This window comes from Neobacillus sp. plas4 (assembly GCF_057221695.1).
Window position 1 is genome coordinate 4,846,481 of record NZ_CM170152.1, and the last position, 25,507, is coordinate 4,871,987.

Genomic DNA, 25,507 nt, shown 5'->3' on the forward strand with positions numbered 1-25,507 from the left:
ACTGTATTTAGACAAAAAAAAACAGCCCTAAGGCTGCTCGATTTAATTTATATACTCTTCAGATTCCAGGATTAATTCATACATTTGTTTTGTTGGTTCCAGCGGGTAAACTCCCAGCTCTTCTTCTAAAACTACCTTGCATTTTTGAAACCATTTCATTGCCTGCGGCCGATTGTTTTTTCGATAATAGCAATACATTAATAACCGATAGGCCTCTTCCCAAGTCCGGTCACGCTGCAGTATTTTTTCGCACCAATAGATAGCTTGATTATAATTTTCTTGACGGACCATTAATTGAGCCATTTTTTCCGCCCCTCTTAAAAAATACACAAGCATGCTTTCGCGTTTACTAATACACCAATCATCATAACGGCGTTCCGGCAAATAGTCTCCCATATACAGCCTTAAACCTTTTTCTAAAAGATTTATCACTTTTTCATCGGAGGATTCGCTCAAACCACCTTGAATCCAGGATTGAAATCGGGTAGTGTCTAAATCAAATACAGCATGAGGATTTAAACCATAGAACATTCCTTCACGAATAATGAAAAAGGGAGCTGCTCTCGCCTTACGCAATGGTTCCAGTACATGATGAAGACTATTTAATGCAACTTTGAAATCACGGTCTGCACTTTTTTTATCTTGATTAGGCCAAAGGATTTGGAGAATTTCATCCTTTGCGATCAACTCGCTATTGGTTATAAATAATTGAAACAATTCTTTTGCTTTCTCTCTTTGCCAATCCTTATCCCCAACTTCTTTTTCTCCAAGCCAAATTTTAAATTGACCCAATGTTTGGACCCTTATCGAATAGCCAGGGTGTGATTCCAATGTTGCGATATTCATATCTTGTAGTATTTTAATAGAATAGGATTTTTGGATATTATCTTTTACACAATCGATTAATAATGGCACGATCATTTGTAAATCCCGCGGACTAAATAATGACACTTTATGAAAAAAGAATTCGAAGTCATATGTCTGAACCATAAATAAAAATTTATCCATAGTCTCTTTAAATGAATCCTTTCTTTTCTCCAAAAAGTAAATATAAGATAACCAAAACCTGCTTACCATTTGTCCAAAGGTATCCTCACATTGTAAAAATAATGCCTCTGTTTTTTCTAAGTAGAATAGTCCTTTTTCTAGTCTTTCATTATAAATACAGGTAATCCCCATACATAGACGAATAAAAGCAGAAAGCCAAACATCATGGACCCTTTCAGTCTCCTGTAATGCCTTTTTACCAACTTCCATTGCCCGCTCATAGTCTCCATGAGTCCCATAAAGGATACAAAGACCCATTAAGGGTTCGGCTTTTCCCCTTTCAACATTAAGCGTACTCATAATTTCTAATGACGTATGGTAGCACTGTTCAGCTAAATCTAAATCATACTTATTGAGAATTTGAACAGCATGACCCATTCGAATCCAGCCACAAGCCTCCACAAACGGTGCTTTGAGACTTATTCCCTGCTGAATTCCAGCTTGTGCTAATTCCTTGGCCTGTAAACCCTCTCCCGTAAAAGCGTCTATTAAGGACAATAATAAGTCTGTTTCTCTGTGTGCCTTTGGAAGGGCATAACCAGTTTTACTTGCTAATTTTTCTTTTTGGCTGAAGAGAAACTTTTTTGCTTCTTCAAAACGACCTGTTCGCAAATACAATCTTGCTTCAATATTTCCTTCCAATACTTCTGTATTAGACTTTTTTGCCTTCTGCAGCCATTTTTCTGATTTTGAAGATTTTCCTGAATTCAAAAGATTTTCTGACAGCAAATAGTATAGTTTGGCCTTTTCCTGCCCTGAACCAATGCTCTTTTCTCTCGCTTCAATGGCTTCATATAATAATTTCTCAGCTTGAAGAGGTTGGATGGTATCTAAATAAATCTTCGCTTTCCCTTCCAATGCTTTACTCATTCCGAGAAAATCATTTCGCTTCTTTGCCTCGATTAACGTCTTTTCATAACAGGCTTCAGCTTCCTGATATTGAGAGTGATAGCGATGGACCTCTGCTTTTATAAACCAAAGGAGGTAATACGTATCTAACTCAGACACAGGAATCAACATTAAATAATCAGATAAGCTCTTAAGTTTGCCGCCTTCGAGCATGTTCATACCGTTGTCTTGCAAGATAGAAGCTATTGCATGAAATTGATTAATTTTTTTATAGTGATAGAGTGCCTCTTCCCACATCGATCTTCTTTCATAAAAGCGTGCACACTTCTCATGCAATAAGGAATAGTTATAAGGATTGTTTTTTGAGAATGCGTTTTCCAAAAACTCTTTGAAAAGGGCGTGATAGCGATAATGTTTTAACCCAATCTTTTGAATGAACAAATTTCTTTCCTTCAATTGTTCAAGCATGTTGGAAGCTCCATGTATTCCAATTACTTCATCACATAGTTCTTCCTCAATGACATCTAAAATTGAAGTTTGTTCCAAGAACTGTTGAATCATAGGAGGCTGTTTTGAAAAGACTTCCATTACTAAGTAGTCAAACAAATCTTGAAGTGAGTATGAGGTCTCAACCAATGTTGATAAATTTCCAGTTAGGGGAATTTGCTGGGCAATCATACAAAGTGCAATAATCCAGCCTTCAGTTAATTGATAAATGGTTTGTAAATGTTCAGGCTCTATTTCCAGCCCATATAGGTCCGATAATAGCAATTCCACTTCATCTATTGTAAGGACCAAATCTTCTCTTGAGATTTCTAATAAATGTCCATTAACCCTCATTTTCGTTAGGTGCTTCCACCCCGGGCGGCTGCGGCTTGAGATAACCAAATGCAGGTTAAAAGGAATATGCTGAAGTAATTTTTCAACCCAGCTATTAATGGTATAAGAATGTTCGATTTGATGGTAATCATCTAAAATTAATGTGATATCTGAATTTACTTCAAGAATTTCATTAATGAATAACGAGCACAAGTAACTTATATCCTCTTCCCGAATGTACCGGTCCATAGTTTCAATATACTGAGCAATTTCCTGTCCAAAGCCAGGAACAAATCCTCTAATCGAATGAATAATATAGGAAAGGAATGGAAGGATGTCGTCATCATTGGACGAGATGGAATACCAGCAGCCAGAGATTTTTTCATCCCTCATAAATAAAGCCAGTGCCGTACTTTTTCCAAATCCAGCTCCTGAATGAATAATGGTCAATGGGTACTCTGGAATTTTCTTCATTTTTCGCGTCAGCTTAGCACGTCTAATAAATTCATCTTTGACAACTGGAATCCGCAGCTTGGTTTGAATAATTGGCAGCTTCATTTATTATCCCCCCTCTCTCAATTTTTCCAATTTTTACACTATTTTATCATATTATTGTCCAATTTGGCGATAATGACATTCAAACTGATTTTTACTCCTCGTAAATCATCTTTTTAGTCATTCCCCCGTCTATAATCAGATTAATTCCCGTAATAAAATCATTTTCCTTTGCCGTTAAATAAAGGCATGCCCTGGCGATATCATCCGGTTTTCCGACACGTTTGGATAAATGCTGCTCATGGTCAATGGCTGTTAATTGAGTATAGTCTCCAGTGTGAATCCATCCAGGTGATATCGCATTAACCGTAATGTGATCCTCGCTAAGAGATGCTGCTAACGCATGTGTTAGCGCAACAATACCGCCTTTTGTTGCAGCATAACCTTCTGAATTTGGCTCAGACATGATTGCCCTGGTTGAAGCCATATTTACAATTGATCCCCCTTCTTCATTCTCACGCATATACTTTGCAGCTTCCCGAGAACAAAGAAAAACGCTTCTCAAATTGGTTTGTATGATATCATCCCATTCTTCTAACGTTACCTCGTAAAGTGATTTAAATAGCCCTTTGCCAGCATTATTTATAATAATATCTATTCTGCCATATGTTTTTTGAACTCTTTTCATTAAGCTAATAATATCGACTTCATTTCTTACATCCGTTTTTACAAAAAGAACATCTGCGCCAAGTTGTTTAAGTTCAGAAACTGTCTGGCTGCCTGGTTCCTCCTTCACATCAGCAATCACTACCTTTGCACCCTTTTCTGCATAAGCTAAAGCAACTCCACGACCGATACCATTTGCCGCCCCTGTTACAATCACTACTTTATTTTTAAAGGTCAAAAAAATCAGCTCCCTGTTTCGAGTTATGTATATATAGTTTAACCCATAGACCTAACTCCGCCTTTATTCAGGTGGAGATTTTTACTATGTAACGAATTCAACTGTTAAAGAAAAACTAAGTGGAATCTGTATTAAAGGGTGATGATTAACGTGCAGCAAAAATGCTTTTATTGTGTAAATGACATTGAAGAAAAACAACTTCACTATGTTACCTTTCTTTCCTCAAACACAGAAAGAGATGAAACACTTTGTGATGAATGTTATCAAGAATGGCTGCAAGGAGTAAAGGGGTAACAAAAATAGGGCCGATTTAAACTCGGCCCTACTTTTATTTGCATGTATTTAAGTTGTAGACAGTGCTGCCACTATCATCAATGTTTAGCAATTTAATGGTCATTTCAGGAAAGGCAGTTTCAAGTTCATGTTCAAGAGCTTTCCCTTTTCCTTTTTCACAAAAGCATAATACAGTCGGTCCTGCCCCACTTAAGGCAACACCAAATGCGCCCCTGGCCTTGGCAAAATTTTCAATATACTCGTAGAAGGGGATTAGTTTTTTCCGATATGGCTGGTGGAAAAGATCTCGCTCCATCATTTTCCCAGCCATTTCCCACTCTTGGCTAAGAAGGGCTGCTACTAATAAGTTGGCCGTTGAAGAAGCTTGGATTGCTTCGGGATAGGAAAAATCCGTTGGCAATACACCTCGTGAATCCTTTGTTAGTAAACTTTCTTGCGGTATTACAGCAACCACTTCAAACTTACTATTGGTGAAGGAAAGGATATTAACCTCACCCTGTTGATAACTGCCAATGACTAGACCCCCATATAAAGACGCCCCAACATTATCAGGATGGCCCTCTATTTCAGTGGCTAGCAGCAATTTTTCTTCTTTTGTTAATGCTAATTCTCCGATATGATCAGCAAGTTCAATACCTGCAATTATCGCAGAAGCACTAGACCCCAGGCCTCGTGCTAAAGGAATATTACTGGTTGCATTTATCTTACAAGGTGTCAACACTTTGCCGTACTTCGCGGCAGTTTGAATCGCAATTTGACAAATGAAGTGATTTTCATCTTGAGGTAAATCTTTTAAGTCTGCTGAAGATGAAAGACATTTCCACTCATCACTCTTCTCTACCTCTAGTTCTAAATATAAATCAAGTGCAACTCCCATGGAATCAAATCCAGGACCTAGATTTGCTGAACTTGCAGGTATTTTTATTACAAACTTTCCATCATTATCGATCATTGATGGACAACTCCCTTAATATGGTCTTTATATGCTTTAAGTAATCCGGTCCATCTCACAACGATTTTCTCACTACTCTATATGCACTCTTAATTTCTTTAACTGCTGGTAAATGATTTAACTCATAAAGGATACCTTCATAATTTGTAAGCGAAGCACGATGTGTAACTAAGACAATTTCTGATGTTTCATTTTTCTTAACTGGCAATTGTAATATCTTTTCGAAGCTGACGCCATACTTTGCAAAGATAGAGGTGAGTTCTGCGAACACCCCAACCTCATCCTGTACATGGATACGTAAGAAGTATTTAGAGTACTTTTCGTTATCATCTTTTAAACGTTTAGGATATTGTGGTGTAACTGCACTGCGTCCATTTACCTCAAGCCGTAAATTCTTCATTACCCCTACTAAGTCGGACACTACAGCAGTAGCAGTTGGCATGCTTCCTGCACCTGGTCCATAAAACATTGTTTCCCCAACCGCTTCACCATAGACATAAACCGCATTATACTCATTTTGGACAGAAGCTAAAGGATGGTTATCGGATAAAAAGGTAGGCTGGACACTTACTTCTACTTTTTCCCCTTCTCGGTGTGCATATCCTAACAATTTCATTGTATAACCTAATTGTTTTCCATATCGAATATCTTCATCTGTCACAGAAGAAATTCCACTTACTTTTACATCATCAAGCTCTATATGCATTGAAAAACCTAACGTCGCTAAAATGGTCATTTTACGGGCAGCATCTAAGCCCTCTACGTCTGATGTAGGATCAGACTCTGCAAACCCGAGTTCTTGTGCCTCTTTTAGGGCATCTTCATAACTTGAGCCGTTTTGACTCATTTTTGTTAAAATATAATTAGTCGTACCATTAACGATTCCCATCATTTGGGTAATTCGGTCAGAGGCAAGTCCATCGACTAATCCTCTTAAGATGGGAATCCCGCCAGCAACACTTGCTTCATAGAACAAGTCACAGCCATTCTCAGAGGCAACAGTTAATAATTCAGATCCGTGAAGAGCCATTAAATCCTTGTTCGCTGTCACAACATGCTTTCCATTGCGGAGCGCACTAAGCAAATATTCTTTTGTTTCTTTAACCCCGCCCATCACTTCAATCACAACATCTATGTCGGAATCATTTAGGATATCAGATGGGGATGATGTTAACAAAACAGGATCAATTTCTACTGATCTTGTTTTCAATACATCGTGGACCAGGATTTTCTTTATAACGACAGGACACCCCACCTGGTGCATTAATTTATCTTGGTGATTTTCAATGATTTTTACAACACCTGAGCCGACTGTTCCCAAACCAAGTAAGCCAATTTGGATTGCTTTCATATCTATCCCTCCGCAACTGTCTTCTACATGCGTACAATTGTATTTATATAGTAGACATTATATGATTCTCTTAATATATTTACAATAGACTAATTTTTTGAAAAATTCAATGTAATCGCTTACCGCCGCGCCATTAGCGGGCTGATATTTATATATTTTTTTTTATTCTAATACTTAAAAAATTATTAATTTTAACTCTTTACAACACGAAAGGTTAACATGTAGAATATTCACTATATTCAGACCAACCATTTGAACTTATTATACTCTATAAACAATATTCTATAAATGTAATGATGAAGACGGTAGTAAGAAATTGCTTCAGAGAGCTGGTGGCTGCTGCGAACCAGTGCAAATTTTTACTTTTACCCAGCCCTTCTGAACTGGCAGACTGAAATTTAGTTAGTAGGAATGCCCGGGATATCCCGTTACCATACCTGAGGCTGCACATTTTTGCAGCAAAAGAGGGTGGCACCACGTAGATCACGTCCCTCATAACCAGACAAATCTGTCTGGTTATGAGGGGCTTTTTAATTTTAAAGCGGAAGCGCCTTGTCCAGGGGCGACAGGCATAAGACGAGCCGGCGTGAAGGTTGTTCTTTAACCTTCATGACGGATTGGCTTATGACCCGAGCCCCTAGGCGCTGGAGCTGGATAGCATGATAATTTTACTAAGAAATGAAAGGATGAGGAGTAAAATGTTTAAGGTACTTGTAACAGATGGTATTAGTGACACTGGTTTAAAAAGCTTGTTTGATCATCCTAATTTTATTGTAGAGCGCCAGCCTACACTGAAGCTTGAAGAGCTAAAAAATATTATTGGAGATTACGAGGCTTTAATCGTACGCAGTCAAACAAAAGTGACGGCGGAACTGCTTGAGTATGCGGACCGGCTAAAGGTAATCGCACGAGCAGGAGTTGGCGTTGATAATATTGATGTTAATGCTGCTACTGGAAAAGGAATTATTGTAATCAATGCTCCTGGTGCCAACACGATCGCAGCTACTGAACATACATTAGCGATGATGCTCTCAATGGCAAGAATGATTCCTCAAGCTCACAAAAAAACAGTCGGCGGAGAATGGGATCGAAATTCCTTTAAGGGAGTAGAATTGTACAAGAAAACACTCGGTGTCATTGGAATGGGGAAAATCGGGACGGAAGTTGCAAAACGTGCTAAAAGCTTCGGGATGACTATCTTGGGATATGATCCATATTTAACAGAGGAAAGAGCCGAGAAACTTGGAATGAAAAAAGCAAGTCTCGATTTAATTGCACGTGAGTCGGATTTCATCACCATTCACACACCGCTTACAAGTGACACAAAAGGATTAGTGAACGACGACTACTTAAGCAAAACGAAAAAGGGTGTAAGATTTATCAACGTTGCTCGAGGCGGAATTATTGATGAAAAAGCGTTGGTAAGAGCGATTCAAGCAGGTCACGTTGCAGGCGCTGCACTCGATGTATTTGAAAAAGAGCCAGTTGCCGACCAAGCATTATTGGATAACCCAAATATTATTGTAACTCCGCATTTAGGAGCATCCACTGTAGAGGCACAGGAAAAGGTAGCACAAGAGGTTAGTGAAGAAATTATTGAGATTCTTGAAACACAGTCAATCCGGAATGCAGTTAATATGCCGCAAATGTCTGGAGAGACACAACAAAAAATGCAGCCATACCTACTGCTGGGTGAACAAATGGGGCAGCTTGTGGTTCAATTATTAAAACATGCTCCTTCAAAAATTGAAATCAACTACTTTGGGGATTTAATTGAAGAAGATACAGAATTATTAACAAGAACGATGATTAAAGGAATTCTATCCCATCATTTAAGTGATTCAGTAAATTTAATTAATGCTCTCCATCTTTTAAAAGAGCAGGGAGTTTCCTATAATGTCCAAAAAAATGCAACAAATAAAGGGTTCGCCAATTATATGGAGCTTTCCATTACAAAAGGCAATGAAACCGCAAAAATTGGTGCAACAGTATTAAATGGCTATGGTGCAAGAATTGTAAAGATCAACGAGTATCGGATTGATGTAAGACCAGAGAGCCATCTATTACTTGTCAAACATCAGGACGTTCCTGGTATGATTGGTAAGGTTGGATCCCTTCTCGGGGATTATCAGATCAATATCGGAACCATGCAAGTGGGCAGAACAACAGTTGGCGGAGAAGCCATCATGATGTTAACACTAGATAAGCAAATTACTTCAGAGGTTATTTACGCCCTGACACAAATTGATGGATTAAACGAAGCCCGATCATTAGAATTATCCATTGTTGATCACTTTTATCCAGGAAGACTAGAGCTTGAGAAAACGAAATAACTAAAGAATATGTGAATGACCAAATCTGATATGATTTGGTCTTTTTTCTGATGACCAATAGTGCTGAAAAATTGCTTCAGAGGTCATCAGATTCACTACCTGATGACCTTTAAGGCAGAAATATCTCTTTAGGGGGAATCAGATTCACTATCTGATGACCTCTAAGGCAGAAATATCTCTTTAGAGGGAATCAGATTCCATGATTTATGATAGGGTTAGTGAGTAAATGGGCAATATTTCAAGAAACACATATAGACACCCAGAAAAAGAGGGATTGCAGCCGCAATCCCTCTACTTATTCTCAATAATCCCTCTGACATCAAGTACATTATCGAGAATATAATCTGCTCCGTGCTTTTCAAAGTCACTTCTCGCATCTTTTCCAGATAATCCTGTTAACACTGCAGCAAATTGGCATCTCATTTTTCTCGCAGCTAACAAGTCGGCCAAAGAGTCACCAACAACAAGTACCTCTTCCCCATTTTCAATCGGCAATGGTGTATTTAAACAGGTCTCAACTGAAGTTTCCCTGCCTTTAAGGCCCATAATGTATGTAAAAGGGTTTGGCTTTGATAATGACACCCTTTCGTTTAACTCATTTTCAGCTCTAAGGACATCGTCAGCAGTTACAATATGATTGCTATCAAAGTGTTTTAACCAGTCCAAATGATGAAATGGCTGAATGGTTTCAAGCTCAGGTCTCCCCGTCCCTATACCAATCCTCACCCCAGATTCTTTCAAAAAAGAAAAAAGAGCTGCAATTTCTTCTTTAGCTGCTAATGTGGTCTCATTTGCTAAAAAGCCTTTCTTTCCTAGCTGCACAGATGGTCTGCCTGTAGATTTCTGAACATTTTCATCGCCCACGTACCATTCCTGACTAGAATGTTCACATACAGACCATAGTGCTCCAATCCCACTAAAAATAGAGGTTTTAGCCCCAAGCTTTTCTTCTGCGAGTTCGTTTAGATAGATGAACAATTCTTGTTTTGTTTCCTTTGAACGTTCAAATTCAGTTACAAACAGATTGAAATCCATGTTGACTGAATAATTATGTAGTACTCTGCCCATTTCAAGCAGCACTTCTCTCGTAATGGGTTCCTGCAGCCAACTGTTGATTCTGCTATTCTCGATTTCCTTGATCTGAGATAAAAGATGGATTAATTGGTGCCCGAAGGATAAATAAATCATATCCCAATTGGCATTCAGTCCCCTTGACTTCATCAGCTTAAGGACCTCATCATTTTTTCCGAATACATTTTCTCGAATTGACTTAATCTCTGCGGCATTATAATCCGTCTTGAATTTCTCAGGTGCCAATCCCAAATAATTATCGCTGATTAATAGTTCCCAAACGGTTAATGCAGATGCATCGAAATAATGCTCTTCACTTAACAAGACCCCATCTACATCAAATAATATTGTTTTAATCATTTAAACAACCCTCATTTCCCAGTCCGCTTTATTTCGTTATCGTAACACAGTGCACAATAAAATAAAATACAAAAAAGCCAGCCATAATAATGACTAGCTTTGCTTCTGTTTACTTTGCAAAACGATGATTTCCAATAGTTACTGTTGTTTCACGAGAAAAGATCCACTGGCTTACAGCAGTACTAGGGTTGTAGAAGAATAAAGAACCATTTCCTTGTCCTTGAAAAGCAAGTGCTTCGTTAACAGCCTGTTTTGACGCTGCATCTGCAGGTTGATTAATTTGACCATTTTGTACAGGCGTGAATGCGTAATGTCCGTTAGAAATCTGATAAATTACTTCTCTTACAGAGTTAGGAAAATCCGGACTTGCAACCCTGTTCAAAATGACTGTTGCAACTGCTACCTTCCCTGCATAAGGTTCACCAACTGCCTCTGCACGGACAAGACGTGCCATAAGCTCTTTATCTGCAGCAGAAATAGTAGCATTTGGGATTACTAGATTAGATCCAGCATATAATAGTGAACTTTTCGCATTGTTTGCCTTCATTAAACTATTAACAGGAACACCGTACTTTGTAGCAATTTTCCAATATGTTTCACCGGATTGTACTTTATGACTGCCAGCTGCTTCCGACTTTGTTACACCCGTAAATGCTGACATTGATAAGATTAACCCGGTTGCAATTACAAGTTTCTTTAGTTTTTTCATGTTTTATTCCTCCTCGTTGTTGTTTCTCTACTACTAAGGCTATCAGTTGTAACATTCTTATTCATTAACCAAAAAAAACCATTGCTAAAACCGGCCAATCAGCTCCTGCTATGAAAGCATCTATCTATTAATTGGAATAATAAACCATTAAATTTAAAATCCCATAGAATTCCACTTATGGGTAATTCAGGTGAATTTATTACATTTCATTTCAGGCATATTTCATAAAATCCCATTGTAACAATTAAGAGACTTCACGGAATTGACAAAATATCCTTCAAAAAGAGTGCGGATTCCATCTAAATGTTTGGTAATAATATAATAGAGGACAAAATATTGGAGGGTTTTAATATGGAAAATCAGTTAGTCAACGTACTTAACAAACAAATTGCCAATTGGTCTGTATTGTATATCAAGTTACATAACTATCACTGGTATGTAAAAGGGAGTCAATTTTTTACCCTGCATGCTAAATTTGAGGAGTTCTATAACGAAGCTGGTCTTCATGTAGATGAATTGGCAGAACGATTACTAGCAATCGGGGGAAATCCAGTTGCAACGATGAAAGAGTATCTTGAAATTTCATCTGTTAAAGAAGCACAAGGAAGCGAAACTGCTGATGAAATGGTTCAAACCATAATTAATGATTTTTCGATTATTATTGGAGAACTGAAAGAAGGTATGAGCTTAGCCGGAGAAAAGGGCGATGAAACAACGGGTGACATGCTCCTAGCGATTCATTCCGGCCTAGAAAAACATGTGTGGATGTTGACAGCATTTCTTGGAAAATCAATTTAATTCTTAATTGTTACGAAAAAAGAGACTATTTAATTAGTCTCTTTTTTGCGAGTAATGATTAATAAACAGATGGTAATAATCGTAAAGGCGGTAAATGCCAAAATTGGAATGGTGATAAAACCAAGCCAGTTAATATAATCTTTCGAGCATGGTACTCCACTTTTACACATTTCAAATTGCTGTAAATAAGGAATCTTTTGAAGTGCCGTATGATAACCTGAAATGAGCATTCCGATGATTGACAATGGTAAGGTGTATTTCACAATTTCATTATCGTTTCTGTAAAAGGCAATTCCAAGTATAATCGCCAATGGATACATAAAGATTCGCTGATACCAACATAAGGTACAAGGAATGTAATGAAGAACTTCACTGAAATACAAACTGCCTATGGTGGCAATAAGGGCTGCCACCCAAGCAAGCAGTAATGGTTTATTCATTCCCCTTCTGCTCCTTTGCAGCTTCCTCTACCAACTTATTTAAATCTTCCATCGTTGTTCCATCAAAACGCTTTCCATTTACGAAAATCGTTGGAGTTCCTTGAACTCCTAATTTTCCTCCAAGAGCTTCATCACTTTTCCACGCTTCCTCCGGATCCTTCGTATCAAAATAGGCAGTTACCTTTTTAACTTCTGCCTCACTGGCAATTTCTTGCAGTGTCTCTGTTAGGAAATCCTCAGTAAATAGGTCCACTTTTTCATAGCGTGTATCTTCTGGCTGCTTATCGTAAATAAGTTCATGGAACTCCCAAAATTTATCATTTCCTAATTCATGATAAACCGCTTCTGAAAATTTCGCCGTTCGTTCCGAGTCAACATTAATAAAAGGATAATGAAAATAATAAAATTTAGCTTTCCCTGTATCAACAAAATCTTTTACAATCAGCGGTACAACATTGTCGGCAAAGTTTTTACAATTTGGGCATTTATAATCTCCAAACTCAACAATGGAAACCGGCGCCGATTTTTCCCCTAAAAAAGGCTGATTGGCATAATCAATCTCTTCTTTAGCAGTATTATCAGACTTTTGATTATTCGCTAAAAAGATAAAGCCAATTATACTAATTGCAATCAGCCCGATAATCCAAAAAACAAACTTTGATGAAGATGATGATTGTTTCGTCCCTTTTTTAGAGTTCTTTTTCTTTTTTGCCATTATTCGACTCCTTATTAAATTGATGTTTATGGTACTAACTATATAGCGGGTTTCACAAAAATTCCAGTTATTAGACTGAAGTACCATGCAAAGGTTAAAATAAAAGAATACCAAAAATAGAAGGAGATTTTAAGATGACAACAACTAATTTACAGCAAGGGTATATCGGTACATATACAAAAGGAGACAGTAAGGGAATCTATCGTTTCACATTAAATAGTGCTGAAGGAAGAATTACAGATATTCAGGCTGTAGCAGCCCTTGAAAATCCGACATATCTATCCTTGTCCCATGATAAAAAACATTTATATTCTGTAGTTAAAGATGGTCCAGCTGGCGGTCTTGCTGCTTATTCGATAAGTGAAGACGGAGATCTTATGCCTATTAATCGTCAATTATCAGAGGGTTCTTCTCCTTGTCATGTAAGTATTGATAGTAATCAGCAGTTTGTATTCAGTGCAAATTATCATAAAGGAACAGTTGAATCATTTTTGCTTAATCCTGAAGATGGTTCGATACAGCCAGCTGCTTCTATAATGCAGCATGAAGGGTCTGGACCCGACCCAAGACAGGAAAAGCCACATGTGCATTATGCCGGGTTAACCCCTGATGAAAAGTATCTAGCTGCAGTGGATTTAGGGACTGATTCTCTTACCACATATGAAGTGGCAACAGATGGAAAGCTTACAAAAGCACATCTTCTTCCATTGAAGGCTGGTAGTGGACCTCGTCACCTAACTTTTCATCCAAATGGAATACTTGCGTATCTAATGACTGAATTTAGTTCAGAGGTAATTGTTTTACGCTATCATCCGGAAAATGGTCATTTTACAGAAGTACAATATATTTCTACTCTTCCCGAAGACTTTAATGAAAATAATCAAGGAAGTGCTATTCATATTTCGGCGGACGGACGCTTCGTTTATGCAGGAAATCGTGGTCACAATAGTATTGCTGTCTTTCATGTTGAAGAAACAGGCGAACTAAGTTTCTTAGAACACACTTCCACTGAAGGAGATTGGCCAAGGGATTTCGAAATTGACCCGAGCGGTAAATATATTGTTGCTTCAAATCAAGAATCCAGTAATTTAGTGCTGTTTGCAAGAGATGAAAATACTGGAAAATTAACTCTGCTTCAATCAGATATTACAGTGCCATACCCGGTTTGTGTTAAGTTTTTAGGAAATTAAACTTAACTTAAATAAAGGATGTGTCTTCGGTGGATTTCATTCATAGTCAGGAATCCTTAACGACAATACAGTGGATTTTACGTGCAATTGTTGCCTATTTCTTTTTAATTATTGTTGCAAAAGCGATGGGACAGCGTTCGATTGCAAAATTAAGATTAATTGATTTCGCTATGGCACTTTTAATCGGAAACATTATTGCCCACCCATTGTCTGATCCACATCATGGACTAAAAGGTTCTATTACGACAACAGTGGTATTGGTAGTTCTGTACATTGGCAGTGTGTATTCTATGTTAAAATGGCCGCGAATTAGAAACTTAATTACTCCTCCACCCATTACACTTATTAAAGATGGAGAGATTATTTCCAATGGGTTGAATAAAGCGAGAATTTCAATTGATATATTATTAGAAGAATTAAGGGAAAAAAAAGTAGAGGATGTTAAAAAAGTTGCATTAGCATTGTGGGAAGCTGATGGAAAAGTTTCTGTGTTTTTGGATCCAAAATATGAGGCCATTACTCCATCAACCTATAACTTGGATACCGAACCCTTTGATTTACCTAAAACGATTGTTAAAGAAGGCAGGATTAATTTTCAGGAATTGGCACAAATCAACAGGAAAGAGGATTGGCTTATTTCCACTCTGAAAAATCAGCACCAAACTAACCTTACCAATGTCTTGCTGGCAACCATCGACCGAAATAATATCTTAAAGGTTTTTTTATACAAATAGCTATTACTGAAAATATTAATTGACACTTCTGCTTTAGTGTAGTAAATTTTATAAAAAGTCAAAATATTATACTATACTTTCTTATCAAGAGAGGCTGAGGGAATGGCCCTATGAAGTCTCAGCAACCTTCAATGTTTTTTTCATTGAAAAGGTGCTAAGTCCATCAAGTTATTTGTAACTTGTGAGATAAGAAGAATGACCTATGCAAATATGCATCCAAAAGTCTTCTTCTTATAAGAAGGCTTTTTTTATTATTCATTTATAGGAGTGGTTGACTATGTATAAAATTGATACAAAGCTTGCGCAATTAGGAAATCGCAGTGAAACTGCAACAGGAACGGTTAATCCTCCCGTTTATTTCTCAACAGCCTACCGCCATGAAGGGATTGGGCAATCAAGCGGATTTGATTACTCACGTACGGGTAATCCTACTCGTCAGCTGCTTGAAAAGGCGATTGCCAACCTTGAAGGTGCAGACCAAGGCTTTGCATGCAGTTCGGGAATGGCAGCGATATTTACTATTCTCTCACTTTTCGAGTCTGGGGACGAATGGATTGTGAGTGAAGATTTATACGGAGGTACTTATCGTTTATTAGAACAAGGCTTTAAAAAATGGGGACTCCAGACGCAATATGTTAATACATGTAGTCCAGAAGAAATTGAGAGAAAGATTACCCCGCAAACAAAAGCGATCTTTCTTGAAACACCCACGAACCCACTCATGCAGCAGTCTGACATTGCTGCTGTTTCAAAAATAGCAAAAAAGCACGGAATTATTCTGATTGTTGATAACACATTCTATACACCGCTTCTTCAACAGCCAATCTTGCTTGGTGCTGATATTGTCATTCATAGTGCGACTAAATACTTAGGCGGCCATAATGATGTCCTTGCAGGTCTGATTGTTGCGAAAGGAAAAGAAATTTGTGAGGCATTGGCTTTTCATCATAATGGAGCGGGCGGAGTCCTTAGTCCTTTTGATTCCTGGCTGGTAATGCGCGGAATGAAAACTTTATCACTAAGAATGCAACGACATGAAAGCAATGCGAAGGCCATTGTTGAATACCTCTCAACCCATGATGGTATTACAGATGTGCTGTATCCAGGGAAAGGAGGAATGGTTTCCTTCCGCTTACAAGATGAAGCTTGGGTGAATCCATTCCTTCAAAGTCTTTCTCTCATTACATTTGCAGAAAGCCTTGGCGGCACAGAAAGCTTTATTACGTATCCAGCAACACAAACTCATGCGGATATTCCATTAGAAGTTCGAATTCAATCAGGTGTCTGTAATCGACTATTAAGATTTTCAGTGGGTCTTGAAGATCCAACAGACATCATTCAAGATCTTGAACAGGCATTAGCAAAATTAAAAGAAGGAGTGATTGGATAATGAGTTCTGAAAATTATAGTTTTGAAACAAAGCTCCTTCATAATCAGCATAAAGTTGACCCAGCCACTGGGGCAGTCAGTGTGCCAATCCAACATGCGTCTACATTCCATCAATTTGATTTAGATAATTACGGAAAATACGACTACGCTAGAAGTGGAAATCCAACACGAGAAGCGCTAGAGGTTGTAATCGCGGAATTAGAGGGCGGAACAAGAGGCTTTGCTTTCTCATCAGGAATGGCGGCTATTTCGACAGCCTTCCTCCTTCTGTCTGCTGGAGATCATATTGTCATTACCGATGATGTGTATGGCGGTACCTATCGAATGGTCACCCAGGTACTAACTCGATTCGGGATTGAACATACATTTGTCGATATGACAGATCTTAATCAAGTAAAAAATGCAATCAAGCCTAACACCAAAGCATTTTATGTTGAAACACCATCAAATCCCTTATTAAAGGTTACAGATATTGCAGCCATTACAGCTATAGCAAAAGAGATAAATGCAATTACCTATGTAGATAACACGTTCTTAACCCCTGAGTACCAAAGACCTTTAGAGCTTGGGGCAGATGTAGTTCTTCACAGTGCAACGAAGTTTTTATCCGGTCATAGTGATGTGGTTGCAGGTCTTGCGGTAGTAAAAGATGAGGAATTGGGTAAGAAACTGTATTCTTTACAAAATTCCTTTGGTGCTATACTAGGAGTTCAGGATGCATGGCTGGTTCTTAGAGGAATCAAAACGCTCCATGTCAGACTTGAGCAATCACAAAAATCAGCTATCAAACTAGCAGAATTTTTAGAGACTCACCCTTTAATTGAAAAAGTTTATTATCCTGGTCTGGAAAATCATCCTCAGTACACCCTGCAAAAGAGTCAAGCGGGCGGTCCAGGGGCGGTTTTATCCTTTGAATTTATGGATGAACAAGCACTTCAAGTCTTTCTTTCCAACGTAAAAATACCTGTATTTGCAGTAAGCCTTGGAGCAGTTGAATCCATTCTTTCCTACCCTGCGAAAATGTCACATGCTGCAATGTCGCAAGAGGAAAGAGAAAAACGAGGAATTAAAAATAGCCTGATTCGGTTATCCGTTGGCTTGGAAAATCCGGAAGATCTTATAAAGGATTTCTCACAAGCGTTAGAACAGGTAAACCAAAAACTATTGGCCTTGCAACAAGGAGATTAATAATGACCTTATTAGATAAATTAAAAAATCAAATTTTAATAGGTGACGGTGCCATGGGCACCCTTCTTTATTCATTTGGAAAGGACAGCTGTTTCGAAGAGTTAAACCTCTCTTATCCGGAAAAAATTCAGGAAATCCATAAAGCCTATTTAGATGCCGGTGCCGACGTGATCCAAACAAACACGTATGCAGCGAATTATCTAAAACTACAACGTTATGGCCTTGAAGACTCGGTCAAAGCCATCAATAGTGCAGCTGTCAAGAATGCAAAATTGGCTGTAGGAGAAAATGCATTTGTACTAGGTACAGTTGGCGGAAACCGCGGTATTAAGCCTAGTGCCTTATCCATTGAAGAGTTAAAACGCAGTTTTCGTGAACAATTATATTGCCTATTACTAGAGGGTGTGGATGGGATCCTCTTGGAAACCTTTTATGATCTTGAGGAACTTGAAACCGTCCTTACGATTGCTCGAAAGGAAACAAAGCTCCCAATCATTGCCCAAGTCTCACTTCAAGAGCCCGACGTACTGCAAGACAAAACACCGATTAATGAGGCGTTTACTCGTCTGGAAAACCTCGGTGCCGATGTTATCGGATTGAATTGCCGGCTTGGACCTCATCATATGCTGAAAACACTTGAGCAGATTGAGCTGCCAGAAAATGCTTTCCTTTCTGCCTATCCGAATGCGAGTCTGCCAACTTATACAGATGGTAAATTCCTTTATGAAGGGGACTCAGATTATTTTAAGAAATCTGCACAAAGCTTCCGTCAACAAGGAGTACGATTAATTGGCGGCTGCTGCGGAACAACTCCTGCGCATATCCAGGCATTTGCGTCAGAGTTAAAAAATAGTGCGCCTGCCACTGAAAAAGTAGTGAAAGTAAAAACGAAGAGGATTATCGTAGAACAAAGTTCAGCAAAAAGAGATCTCCAGCCTCTTGAGGAAATCGTGAAGGAACGTCCTTCCGTTATCGTAGAATTAGATACTCCAAGAAAGCTGGATACTAGCAAATTTTTTGAAGGCGCAAAGGCGTTGAAAGAAGCAGGAATCGATGCGATTACGATGGCAGATAACTCGTTAGCTCAGGTGAGGATTTCCAATGAAACTTTAGGTTATCTGGTAAAACAAGAATTAGGAATGCGGCCGCTCATCCATATTGCCTGCAGAGACCGCAATATTATTGGTTTGCAATCTCACTTATTAGGGCTTCATACCCTTGGAATGCATGACGTACTTGCCATCACCGGTGACCCTGCCCGAGTGGGGGACTTCCCTGGTGCATCCTCTGTTTACGATGTATCATCTTTCGAACTGATACAAATGATTAAACAATTAAACGAAGGCTTATCGTTTTCTGGAAAAGACTTAGGACAAAAAACAGCCTTTAGCATTGCGGGTGCCTTTAATCCAAATGTCCGTTCAGTTGAAAAAGCAGTGAAACGTCTAGAGAAAAAAATTGAATACGGTGCCGATTATTTCATTTCACAGCCTGTTTTCTCTGAGGAAAAATTAATCGAAGCCTATGAACATACAAAACACCTGAAAGCACCTATTTACATTGGTTTAATGCCTTTAACGGGCAGCAGAAATGCGGAATTCCTTCATAATGAGGTACCTGGAATTAAAATTGCTCAATCGATACGAGACAGAATGGCCGCCTTGAATGACCAGCCATTACAAGCTGCACGTGAGGGAATAGCAATTACGAAGTCATTAATTGACGCAGCACTCGACCTATTCAATGGAATTTATTTAATCACACCATTCTTACGATACGAACTAACAACTGAATTAGCGACATATGCAAGACAGCGTGCAACTCAAGTTAGGGGGAACATCTATGTCTAAAGCTACATTAAGTGAACAACTAAAAAAACGAATCCTTGTGATGGATGGTGCCATGGGTACCATGCTTCAGCAGGAAGATTTAACGGCAGAGGACTTCGGCGGTGAACAATTTGAAGGCTGTAACGAGAATCTCAACATCACAGCGCCTTCTGTTATCGCAAAAATTCATCGTGAATATTTGGAAGCTGGAGCCGATATTATTGAAACGAATACCTTTGGGGCAACAAGTATTGTTCTTGACGAGTATAATCTCGGTTTTAAAGCTTATGAATTAAATAAAATTGCTGCGCAAATTGCGAAAAAGGAAGCTGAGAAGATTTCTACAGCTGATTGGCCGCGATATGTTGCAGGTTCAATGGGACCGACTACTAAGACATTAAGTGTTACGGGTGGAACCACTTTTGATGCACTTGCTGATTCTTATGAGGAACAAGCAATCGGACTGATTGACGGTGGTGTCGATCTTCTTCTACTTGAAACAAGCCAGGATATGTTGAATGTTAAGGCTGGTTTTATTGGTATACAAAATGCCTTTAGTAAAACTGGTAAAAAGCTTCCGCTGATTATTTCTGGCACGATTGAACCAATGGGTACTACCCTGGCAGGACAGTCGATTGAATCCTTTTATATTTCTCTAGAGCATATGAATCCAGTTGCAGTTGGACTAAATTGTGCTACGGGTCCGGAATTTATGCAAGAGCATATTCGTTCCCTTTCCAATCTTTCGCCAAAAGCGATTATCTGTTATCCAAATGCTGGTCTGCCTGATGAAGAAGGACATTATCATGAAACTCCTGAAACATTAGCAAAAAAGCTGGCTGATTTTGCTGCCCATGGCTGGTTAAACATTGTAGGCGGCTGCTGTGGTACAACACCGGATCATATTCGGGCAATTTCAGAAGAAATGAAAAAGTTCTCACCTCGAAGCGCACAGCCTGCTGATCACCATATGGTTTCAGGTATTGAACCATTTGTTTATGATGATCCAACACTAAGGCCAATTATGGTTGGGGAGCGTACCAACGTTATTGGATCTCGTAAATTCAAGCGCCTTATTAATGAAGGGAAAATTGAAGAAGCCGCAGAGATTGCCCGTGCCCAGGTTAAGGGCGGTGCACATGTCATTGATATTTGTTTAGCAGACCCTGATCGTGATGAGTTGAGCGATATGAAGAATTTTATCCCGGAAGTGGTTAAGAAAATAAAAGTACCACTGGTGATTGATTCAACAGATGAAAAAGTGATTGAACAAGCACTCAAGTACTCTCAAGGTAAAGTCATTATAAATTCGATTAATCTTGAAGACGGCGAAGAAAGATTTGAGGCAGTCGTTCCACTTATTCATAAATACGGTGCTGCTGTCGTTGTTGGTACGATTGATGAAAAAGGTATGGGGGTAACAGCAGAAAAGAAACTAGAGATTGCCAAGCGTTCTCATGACCTTCTTGTGAACAAATATGGTCTAAAGCCACAGGATCTTATTTTTGACCCTCTCGTTTTCCCTGTCGGTACCGGAGATGAGCAGTATATTGGCTCTGCCAAAGCAACAGTAGAAGGAATTAAACTAATTAAAGAACACATGCCTAAAACCCAAACCATTTTAGGAATTAGCAATGTATCCTTTGGTCTTCCGCCTGTGGGCAGAGAAGTCCTAAATTCCGTCTTCTTATATCACTGTACACTAGCAGGACTTGATTATGCGATTGTTAACACTGAAAAACTAGAACGATTTGCTTCGATATCCAAGGAAGAAGTTTCATTAGCAGAAGAACTTCTATTTAATACAACTGATGAAACATTAGCTACTTTTACCGAATTTTATCGCGGTAAAAAGAAAGAGACAAAGAGTACATTACCAGACATGAGTTTGGAAGAAAGACTCTCATACTACGTTATAGAAGGTACAAAAGAAGGGTTATTACCTGACTTGGCGATAGCACTTGAAAATTATCCTGCACCGCTTGATATTATTAATGGACCGCTAATGGAAGGTATGAAAGAGGTAGGACGTTTGTTCAACGACAATCAGCTCATCGTTGCGGAAGTACTTCAAAGTGCTGAAGTCATGAAGGCTTCTGTCTCTTACTTGGAAGAATTTATGGAAAAAGGTGATGTCTCTGCTTCCAAAGGAAAGGTCATCCTAGCAACTGTAAAAGGTGATGTCCATGATATTGGAAAAAACCTTGTAGATATTATTCTTAGCAATAATGGTTATGATGTCCTTGATTTAGGGATTAAGGTATCACCAACAGAACTCGTGCAAGCCATTCAAAAGGAAAAACCGGACATCGTTGGCTTATCAGGTTTATTGGTGAAATCAGCACAGCAAATGGTTTTAACCGCACAGGATATGAAAGAAGCGGGAATTTCAACACCTATCATGGTAGGTGGCGCTGCACTTTCTAGAAAGTTCACCGATACCAAAATTGCAAAGGAATATGAAGGGCTCGTTCTATATGCAAAGGATGCCATGAATGGTTTATCACTTGCCAATCAGCTTCAATCACCAGGAGAGCAAGAAAAGCTTATGGCTGAAAAACAAGAAAAGCTAGCCGCGCTGGATCAGCCGCGTGAGTTTATTGGCCGTTCGGCCGTCTCAACTGCTGTTAAGCCGAGACCTAGTGTTTCTACAGAAGTACCTGTTTTCACACCAATGGATACAAAGAAACATGTTCTTAAAACGTATTCCCTTGCCCATATTGAGCCGTATATCAATATGCAAATGTTAATCGGTCACCACTTAGGTGTAAAAGGGAAAATTGCAAATCTCATTGCCCAAAAGGATGAAAAAGCGTTAAAAGTAAAAGGAGTAGTTGATGGGTTACTAGCAGATGCAAAACAAGGAAATTGGATACTCCCAGCTGCTGTCTATCAATTCTTCCCTGCTCAATCTGATGGAAATAAAATTTATATTTATGATCCAGAAGATACGAATACCGTTATTGAAACATTTGATTTCCCTCGCCAGGAATCTGCACCACATTTATGTTTAGCAGACTTTTTAAAGTCTGTGGACAGTGGCGAGAAGGATTATGTAGGATTCTTTACCGTTACAGCTGGAAGAGGAATCCGTGCTAAAGCGGACCAGTTAAAGGCAGAAGGCCGTTTTCTTGAGAGTCACGCTCTGCAATCCTTAGCACTTGAAACAGCAGAAGGCTTCGCTGAATTAATCCATCGTCAAATGCGTGACCGTTGGGGATTCCCTGACCCGCTGACGTTTACCATGCAAGATCGCTTTACCGCAAAATATCAAGGACAGCGCTTCTCATTTGGTTATCCAGCATGTCCAGATTTAGAAGATCAGAAGAAGTTATTTTCGTTAATTCATCCAGAGGAAATTGGAATTGAATTAACAGATGGCTGCATGATGGAACCAGAAGCTTCTGTTTCTGCTATGGTATTTGCTCATCCTGAGGCAAGATACTTTAATGTATTACGATAAAAAAATCCGCGGATTAAGTTCCGCGGATTTTTTTGATGGTTTGGTGAGTACATAGGTAACTGTTTCTGAATGAAGTGGCGTGGGCGCGATTTATCCTCGAGACCCTTAATTAAGGACAAATCTTTCTGACTGCTCACGTGATTTGTCCTCAAGAACCTTGATTAAGGACAAATCCTACTGCACTGCTCTTGCGATTAGTCCTCAAGACCCTTGATTAAGGACAAATCTTTCTGACTACTCACGCGATTTGTCCTCAATACACTTAATTAAGAACAAATCCTTCTGACTGCTTAAGCGATTTATCCTCAATACACTCGATTAAGGACAAATCTTTCTGACTGCTCACGCGATTTGTCCTCAAGACACTTAATTAAGGACAAATCCTCCTGACTGCTTAAGCGATTTGTCCTCAATACACTCGATTAAGGACAAATCTTTCTGACTGCTCACGTGATTTGTCCTCAAGACCCTTGATTAAAGACAAATCTTTCTGACTCCCCACGGATTTGTCCTCAAGCCCCCTTGATTAGCGACAAATCTCTATGGTAGCATTCAAACAGTTTTCAAAAAAAGTTGTGCCCGAATCAGCACCTCTTTAGTAATGCTAATAAAATTTTTTATAAACCAACAATCAATGCCAAAACAGCCATTTGTTAAATTGAGTTAATCCCCCAACTCCAACTCCATTACAAGTGAACTTTCCTTGACATTTCAATCAGGACCTTATATAGTTACCTAGGTAATCATATTACTTACCCAGGTAACTAATATGCATATATTATTATTGGAGTGAAGTTATTTGACGCACCACGCATTATTTCATACTCTTCATCAACTTTCTAGACAACTGACCAAACAACTAAATGAAGCGCTAAAACCCTTAGGATTATATAGTTCCCAATGGTCAGTCATTTACGTACTACATACAAAAGGCTCAATCACTCAAAAAGAGCTGTGTGAATATCTATTTGTTGAAGCCCCTCCTATGACACGTACGATTCAGCGGCTGGTTAAACAAGGATATGTCAGACAGATTCCTGGTGAGGACAAACGAGAAAAGTATATTCAATTAACCGAGGATGCAATTAAAGAATTTCCAAAGTGGGAGAATGCTGTATCGGAGTGCAACCAGGCATTATTAACAAATTTCCCGCAAAGCTCACAACAAGAATTAGCAAGACTTCAAGGTCTATGGTTAAAAGAGCTATTGTAAAACTGCATTTGGAAAATAAGGAGTGATCATATGAACAAACCTAAATTATGGACAAAAGATTTTATTAATATTTCCTTGAGTAACTTTTTCTTATTTTTAACCTTTTATATATTACTCGTAACTCTGCCGATTTTTGCATTGCAGGAATTTGATAGTAATGCCTCACAAGCAGGATTAATGACAACTATATTCTTGCTTTCTGCTATTGTATCCCGCCCGCTAGCTGGACAATGGCTTGAGCGAACAAGCAATCGAAAAGTTTTAGTAACGGCACTTTTGATATTTGCTGTCTCTTCTCTTCTATATTTTTTCCCTACAACTGTTACAGGTTTCCTAGTAATTCGATTATTACACGGGATTGGCTTTGGTATGGCAACAACCGCAGTGGGAGCCATTGTAGCGGACCTTATTCCGAGTTCACGCAGAGGGGAAGGAATGGGATACTTTGTTATGTCGACAAACATGGCAATGGTATTGGGGCCATTCGTGGGATTGACATCGATCCAACAATGGGGTTCGGAAACCATGTTCATCCTGTCTGTTATCGTAGCCATTGGTGCACTAATTACCGGTCTAACCGTGAAGTTGGCGAAGCCAGAGGTACCAGATCAAAAGGTCGTACTTCCTGCCTTCTCATTGAAAAGTCTTATTGAACCATCCGCGGTATCAATTGCTATAGTCGGCGGTTTCTTAGCCATTGTGTATTCTGCCCTGCTTTCCTTCGTATCTGTCTATGCAAATGAAATAAATCTAACCGAAGTATCGAGTCTTTTCTTTGTTGTTTATGCGATCATCTTATTAATGTCTAGACCGTTCACAGGAAAATGGCTGGATCAATACGGCCCTAACGTGATTGTTTTTCCGTCCATTGTTCTATTTGCATTTGGAATGTTTGTATTAAGTCAAAGCGGTAGTGCCACTACCTTTCTTGTTTCAGCTGGTATGATTGGCTTGGGCTGGGGAACACTTTTTCCTACCTTCCAAACAATTGCTATTCAAAATGCTGCACCAAGAAAACGCGGGTTAGCTACAGCTACTTTTCTATCAATCTATGATATTGGTATTGCACTAGGCTCCTTCTTGGTTGGTTTAATCGCAGCAAAAATGGACTTTAGTTCTTTATATCTAATGTGTTCCTTCTACGTCTTAATCGGAGCCATTCTGTACTACTTCCTTCAAGTCAGAAAGCCAACATCAACAAAATTAAAAAGCCAGCAAGCCTTACAAGTAAAAGAGCAATAACCTTCAAGAACCATCAAACGATGGTTCTTTTTTATCATAAGCACTTTAGGGCGCCTCCGCTTTTCCTTGAGCAGTGATTTTTACTTTTCTTTTTTATTAAGGTACACTTTTATTGTATTAAT

19 protein-coding genes, 1 riboswitch and 1 other annotated feature are annotated in these 25,507 nt (G+C 38.8%); of the genes, 11 read left to right on the forward strand and 8 right to left on the reverse strand.

Features of this window, described 5'->3' with window-relative positions:
• Positions 1-42: 42 nt before the first annotated feature.
• Together AC2TFD_RS24535 and AC2TFD_RS24540 are read right to left on the reverse strand one after the other, a co-directional pair.
• Positions 43-3,273, reverse strand: a complete 3,231-nt coding sequence (locus tag AC2TFD_RS24535) for a winged helix-turn-helix domain-containing protein (protein ID WP_335568598.1) — start codon at positions 3,271-3,273, stop codon at positions 43-45.
• Between the two features lie 91 nt (positions 3,274-3,364).
• The gene (locus AC2TFD_RS24540; protein ID WP_335511634.1) at positions 3,365-4,114 is read right to left on the reverse strand and encodes an SDR family NAD(P)-dependent oxidoreductase; all 750 of its coding nucleotides are present in this window, start codon (positions 4,112-4,114) and stop codon (positions 3,365-3,367) included.
• A gap of 150 nt (positions 4,115-4,264) precedes the next feature.
• Here AC2TFD_RS24540 and AC2TFD_RS24545 point away from each other — a divergent pair, with 150 nt between their 5' ends.
• On the forward strand, positions 4,265-4,408 hold the full coding sequence (locus tag AC2TFD_RS24545) for a hypothetical protein (protein WP_335511632.1): 144 nt from the start codon (positions 4,265-4,267) through the stop codon (positions 4,406-4,408).
• A gap of 34 nt (positions 4,409-4,442) precedes the next feature.
• On the opposite strand, the gene thrB is transcribed toward AC2TFD_RS24545, so the two are convergent.
• Both thrB and AC2TFD_RS24555 read right to left on the reverse strand, forming a co-directional pair.
• Positions 4,443-5,360, reverse strand: coding sequence for a homoserine kinase (thrB, locus tag AC2TFD_RS24550; protein WP_335568597.1), 918 nt, complete (start codon positions 5,358-5,360; stop codon positions 4,443-4,445).
• A gap of 55 nt (positions 5,361-5,415) precedes the next feature.
• Entirely contained in the window at positions 5,416-6,711 is a 1,296-nt protein-coding gene (locus AC2TFD_RS24555) for a homoserine dehydrogenase (protein ID WP_484674119.1), read from the reverse strand.
• A gap of 284 nt (positions 6,712-6,995) precedes the next feature.
• Positions 6,996-7,207, forward strand: a binding site (T-box leader).
• A 202-nt stretch (positions 7,208-7,409) separates the two neighbouring features.
• Here AC2TFD_RS24555 and serA point away from each other — a divergent pair.
• On the forward strand, positions 7,410-9,044 hold the full coding sequence (gene serA / locus AC2TFD_RS24560) for a phosphoglycerate dehydrogenase (protein ID WP_484674120.1): 1,635 nt from the start codon (positions 7,410-7,412) through the stop codon (positions 9,042-9,044).
• A gap of 291 nt (positions 9,045-9,335) precedes the next feature.
• On the opposite strand, the gene AC2TFD_RS24565 is transcribed toward serA, so the two are convergent.
• Together AC2TFD_RS24565 and AC2TFD_RS24570 are read right to left on the reverse strand one after the other, a co-directional pair.
• Positions 9,336-10,475, reverse strand: a complete 1,140-nt coding sequence (locus AC2TFD_RS24565; RefSeq protein ID WP_484674121.1) for an HAD family hydrolase — start codon at positions 10,473-10,475, stop codon at positions 9,336-9,338.
• A gap of 109 nt (positions 10,476-10,584) precedes the next feature.
• Positions 10,585-11,184 (reverse strand): cell wall hydrolase, encoded by a 600-nt coding sequence (locus AC2TFD_RS24570; RefSeq protein WP_484674122.1) that lies wholly within the window; start codon positions 11,182-11,184, stop codon positions 10,585-10,587.
• A gap of 351 nt (positions 11,185-11,535) precedes the next feature.
• Here AC2TFD_RS24570 and AC2TFD_RS24575 point away from each other — a divergent pair, with 351 nt between their 5' ends.
• Positions 11,536-11,982 carry a Dps family protein gene (locus tag AC2TFD_RS24575; protein WP_335511620.1) on the forward strand — a complete coding sequence of 149 codons (447 nt, stop codon included), beginning with the start codon at positions 11,536-11,538 and terminating at the stop codon, positions 11,980-11,982.
• A gap of 29 nt (positions 11,983-12,011) precedes the next feature.
• Here the strand turns inward: AC2TFD_RS24575 and AC2TFD_RS24580 are convergent, their stop codons facing one another.
• Both AC2TFD_RS24580 and AC2TFD_RS24585 read right to left on the reverse strand, forming a co-directional pair.
• The gene (locus AC2TFD_RS24580; protein WP_335511618.1) at positions 12,012-12,422 is read right to left on the reverse strand and encodes a disulfide oxidoreductase; all 411 of its coding nucleotides are present in this window, start codon (positions 12,420-12,422) and stop codon (positions 12,012-12,014) included.
• Positions 12,415-13,137 carry a DsbA family protein gene (locus AC2TFD_RS24585; RefSeq protein ID WP_335568593.1) on the reverse strand — a complete coding sequence of 241 codons (723 nt, stop codon included), beginning with the start codon at positions 13,135-13,137 and terminating at the stop codon, positions 12,415-12,417. The genes AC2TFD_RS24580 and AC2TFD_RS24585 overlap by 8 nt, the downstream gene beginning before the upstream one ends.
• 134 nt (positions 13,138-13,271) lie before the next feature.
• Here AC2TFD_RS24585 and AC2TFD_RS24590 point away from each other — a divergent pair, with 134 nt between their 5' ends.
• The 8 genes from AC2TFD_RS24590 (at position 13,272) to AC2TFD_RS24625 (ending at position 25,385) form a co-directional block, all read left to right on the forward strand.
• Entirely contained in the window at positions 13,272-14,327 is a 1,056-nt protein-coding gene (locus AC2TFD_RS24590) for a lactonase family protein (RefSeq protein WP_484674123.1), read from the forward strand.
• 29 nt (positions 14,328-14,356) lie between these two features.
• Positions 14,357-15,061, forward strand: coding sequence for a DUF421 domain-containing protein (locus tag AC2TFD_RS24595; RefSeq protein ID WP_335568591.1), 705 nt, complete (start codon positions 14,357-14,359; stop codon positions 15,059-15,061).
• Between the two features lie 78 nt (positions 15,062-15,139).
• Positions 15,140-15,254, forward strand: a riboswitch (SAM riboswitch).
• A gap of 84 nt (positions 15,255-15,338) precedes the next feature.
• Positions 15,339-16,451 carry a methionine biosynthesis PLP-dependent protein gene (locus tag AC2TFD_RS24600; RefSeq protein WP_335568590.1) on the forward strand — a complete coding sequence of 371 codons (1,113 nt, stop codon included), beginning with the start codon at positions 15,339-15,341 and terminating at the stop codon, positions 16,449-16,451.
• Complete coding sequence (gene metC, locus AC2TFD_RS24605) at positions 16,451-17,638, forward strand: cystathionine beta-lyase (protein WP_335568589.1); 1,188 nt, start codon at positions 16,451-16,453, stop codon at positions 17,636-17,638. Before AC2TFD_RS24600 ends, metC begins: the two co-directional genes overlap by 1 nt.
• 2 nt (positions 17,639-17,640) lie before the next feature.
• The gene (locus AC2TFD_RS24610) at positions 17,641-19,488 is read left to right on the forward strand and encodes a bifunctional homocysteine S-methyltransferase/methylenetetrahydrofolate reductase (protein WP_335568588.1); all 1,848 of its coding nucleotides are present in this window, start codon (positions 17,641-17,643) and stop codon (positions 19,486-19,488) included.
• Positions 19,481-22,930 carry a methionine synthase gene (gene metH / locus AC2TFD_RS24615; RefSeq protein WP_335568587.1) on the forward strand — a complete coding sequence of 1,150 codons (3,450 nt, stop codon included), beginning with the start codon at positions 19,481-19,483 and terminating at the stop codon, positions 22,928-22,930. The genes AC2TFD_RS24610 and metH overlap by 8 nt, the downstream gene beginning before the upstream one ends.
• A 799-nt stretch (positions 22,931-23,729) precedes the next feature.
• A complete protein-coding gene (locus AC2TFD_RS24620) occupies positions 23,730-24,143 on the forward strand; it encodes a MarR family winged helix-turn-helix transcriptional regulator (RefSeq protein ID WP_335511601.1) in 414 nt (137 codons plus the stop codon).
• Between the two features lie 30 nt (positions 24,144-24,173).
• Entirely contained in the window at positions 24,174-25,385 is a 1,212-nt protein-coding gene (locus AC2TFD_RS24625) for an MFS transporter (protein ID WP_335511599.1), read from the forward strand.
• Positions 25,386-25,507: the final 122 nt, after the last annotated feature.

Excerpts from the sequence above, each read along its gene's own strand:
- AC2TFD_RS24610 (WP_335568588.1), top strand. The coding sequence starts at position 17,641 with ATGACCTTATTAGATAAATTAAAAAATCAAATTTTAATAGGTGACGGT.
- thrB (WP_335568597.1), bottom strand. The coding sequence starts at position 5,360 with ATGATCGATAATGATGGAAAGTTTGTAATAAAAATACCTGCAAGTTCA.
- AC2TFD_RS24580 (WP_335511618.1), bottom strand. The coding sequence starts at position 12,422 with ATGAATAAACCATTACTGCTTGCTTGGGTGGCAGCCCTTATTGCCACC.
- AC2TFD_RS24555 (WP_484674119.1), bottom strand. The coding sequence starts at position 6,711 with ATGAAAGCAATCCAAATTGGCTTACTTGGTTTGGGAACAGTCGGCTCA.
- serA (WP_484674120.1), top strand. The coding sequence starts at position 7,410 with ATGTTTAAGGTACTTGTAACAGATGGTATTAGTGACACTGGTTTAAAA.
- AC2TFD_RS24600 (WP_335568590.1), top strand. The coding sequence starts at position 15,339 with ATGTATAAAATTGATACAAAGCTTGCGCAATTAGGAAATCGCAGTGAA.
- AC2TFD_RS24585 (WP_335568593.1), bottom strand. The coding sequence starts at position 13,137 with ATGGCAAAAAAGAAAAAGAACTCTAAAAAAGGGACGAAACAATCATCA.
- AC2TFD_RS24570 (WP_484674122.1), bottom strand. The coding sequence starts at position 11,184 with ATGAAAAAACTAAAGAAACTTGTAATTGCAACCGGGTTAATCTTATCA.
- metC (WP_335568589.1), top strand. The coding sequence starts at position 16,451 with ATGAGTTCTGAAAATTATAGTTTTGAAACAAAGCTCCTTCATAATCAG.
- AC2TFD_RS24625 (WP_335511599.1), top strand. The coding sequence starts at position 24,174 with ATGAACAAACCTAAATTATGGACAAAAGATTTTATTAATATTTCCTTG.
- AC2TFD_RS24575 (WP_335511620.1), top strand. The coding sequence starts at position 11,536 with ATGGAAAATCAGTTAGTCAACGTACTTAACAAACAAATTGCCAATTGG.
- AC2TFD_RS24590 (WP_484674123.1), top strand. The coding sequence starts at position 13,272 with ATGACAACAACTAATTTACAGCAAGGGTATATCGGTACATATACAAAA.
- AC2TFD_RS24535 (WP_335568598.1), bottom strand. The coding sequence starts at position 3,273 with ATGAAGCTGCCAATTATTCAAACCAAGCTGCGGATTCCAGTTGTCAAA.
- AC2TFD_RS24565 (WP_484674121.1), bottom strand. The coding sequence starts at position 10,475 with ATGATTAAAACAATATTATTTGATGTAGATGGGGTCTTGTTAAGTGAA.
- metH (WP_335568587.1), top strand. The coding sequence starts at position 19,481 with ATGTCTAAAGCTACATTAAGTGAACAACTAAAAAAACGAATCCTTGTG.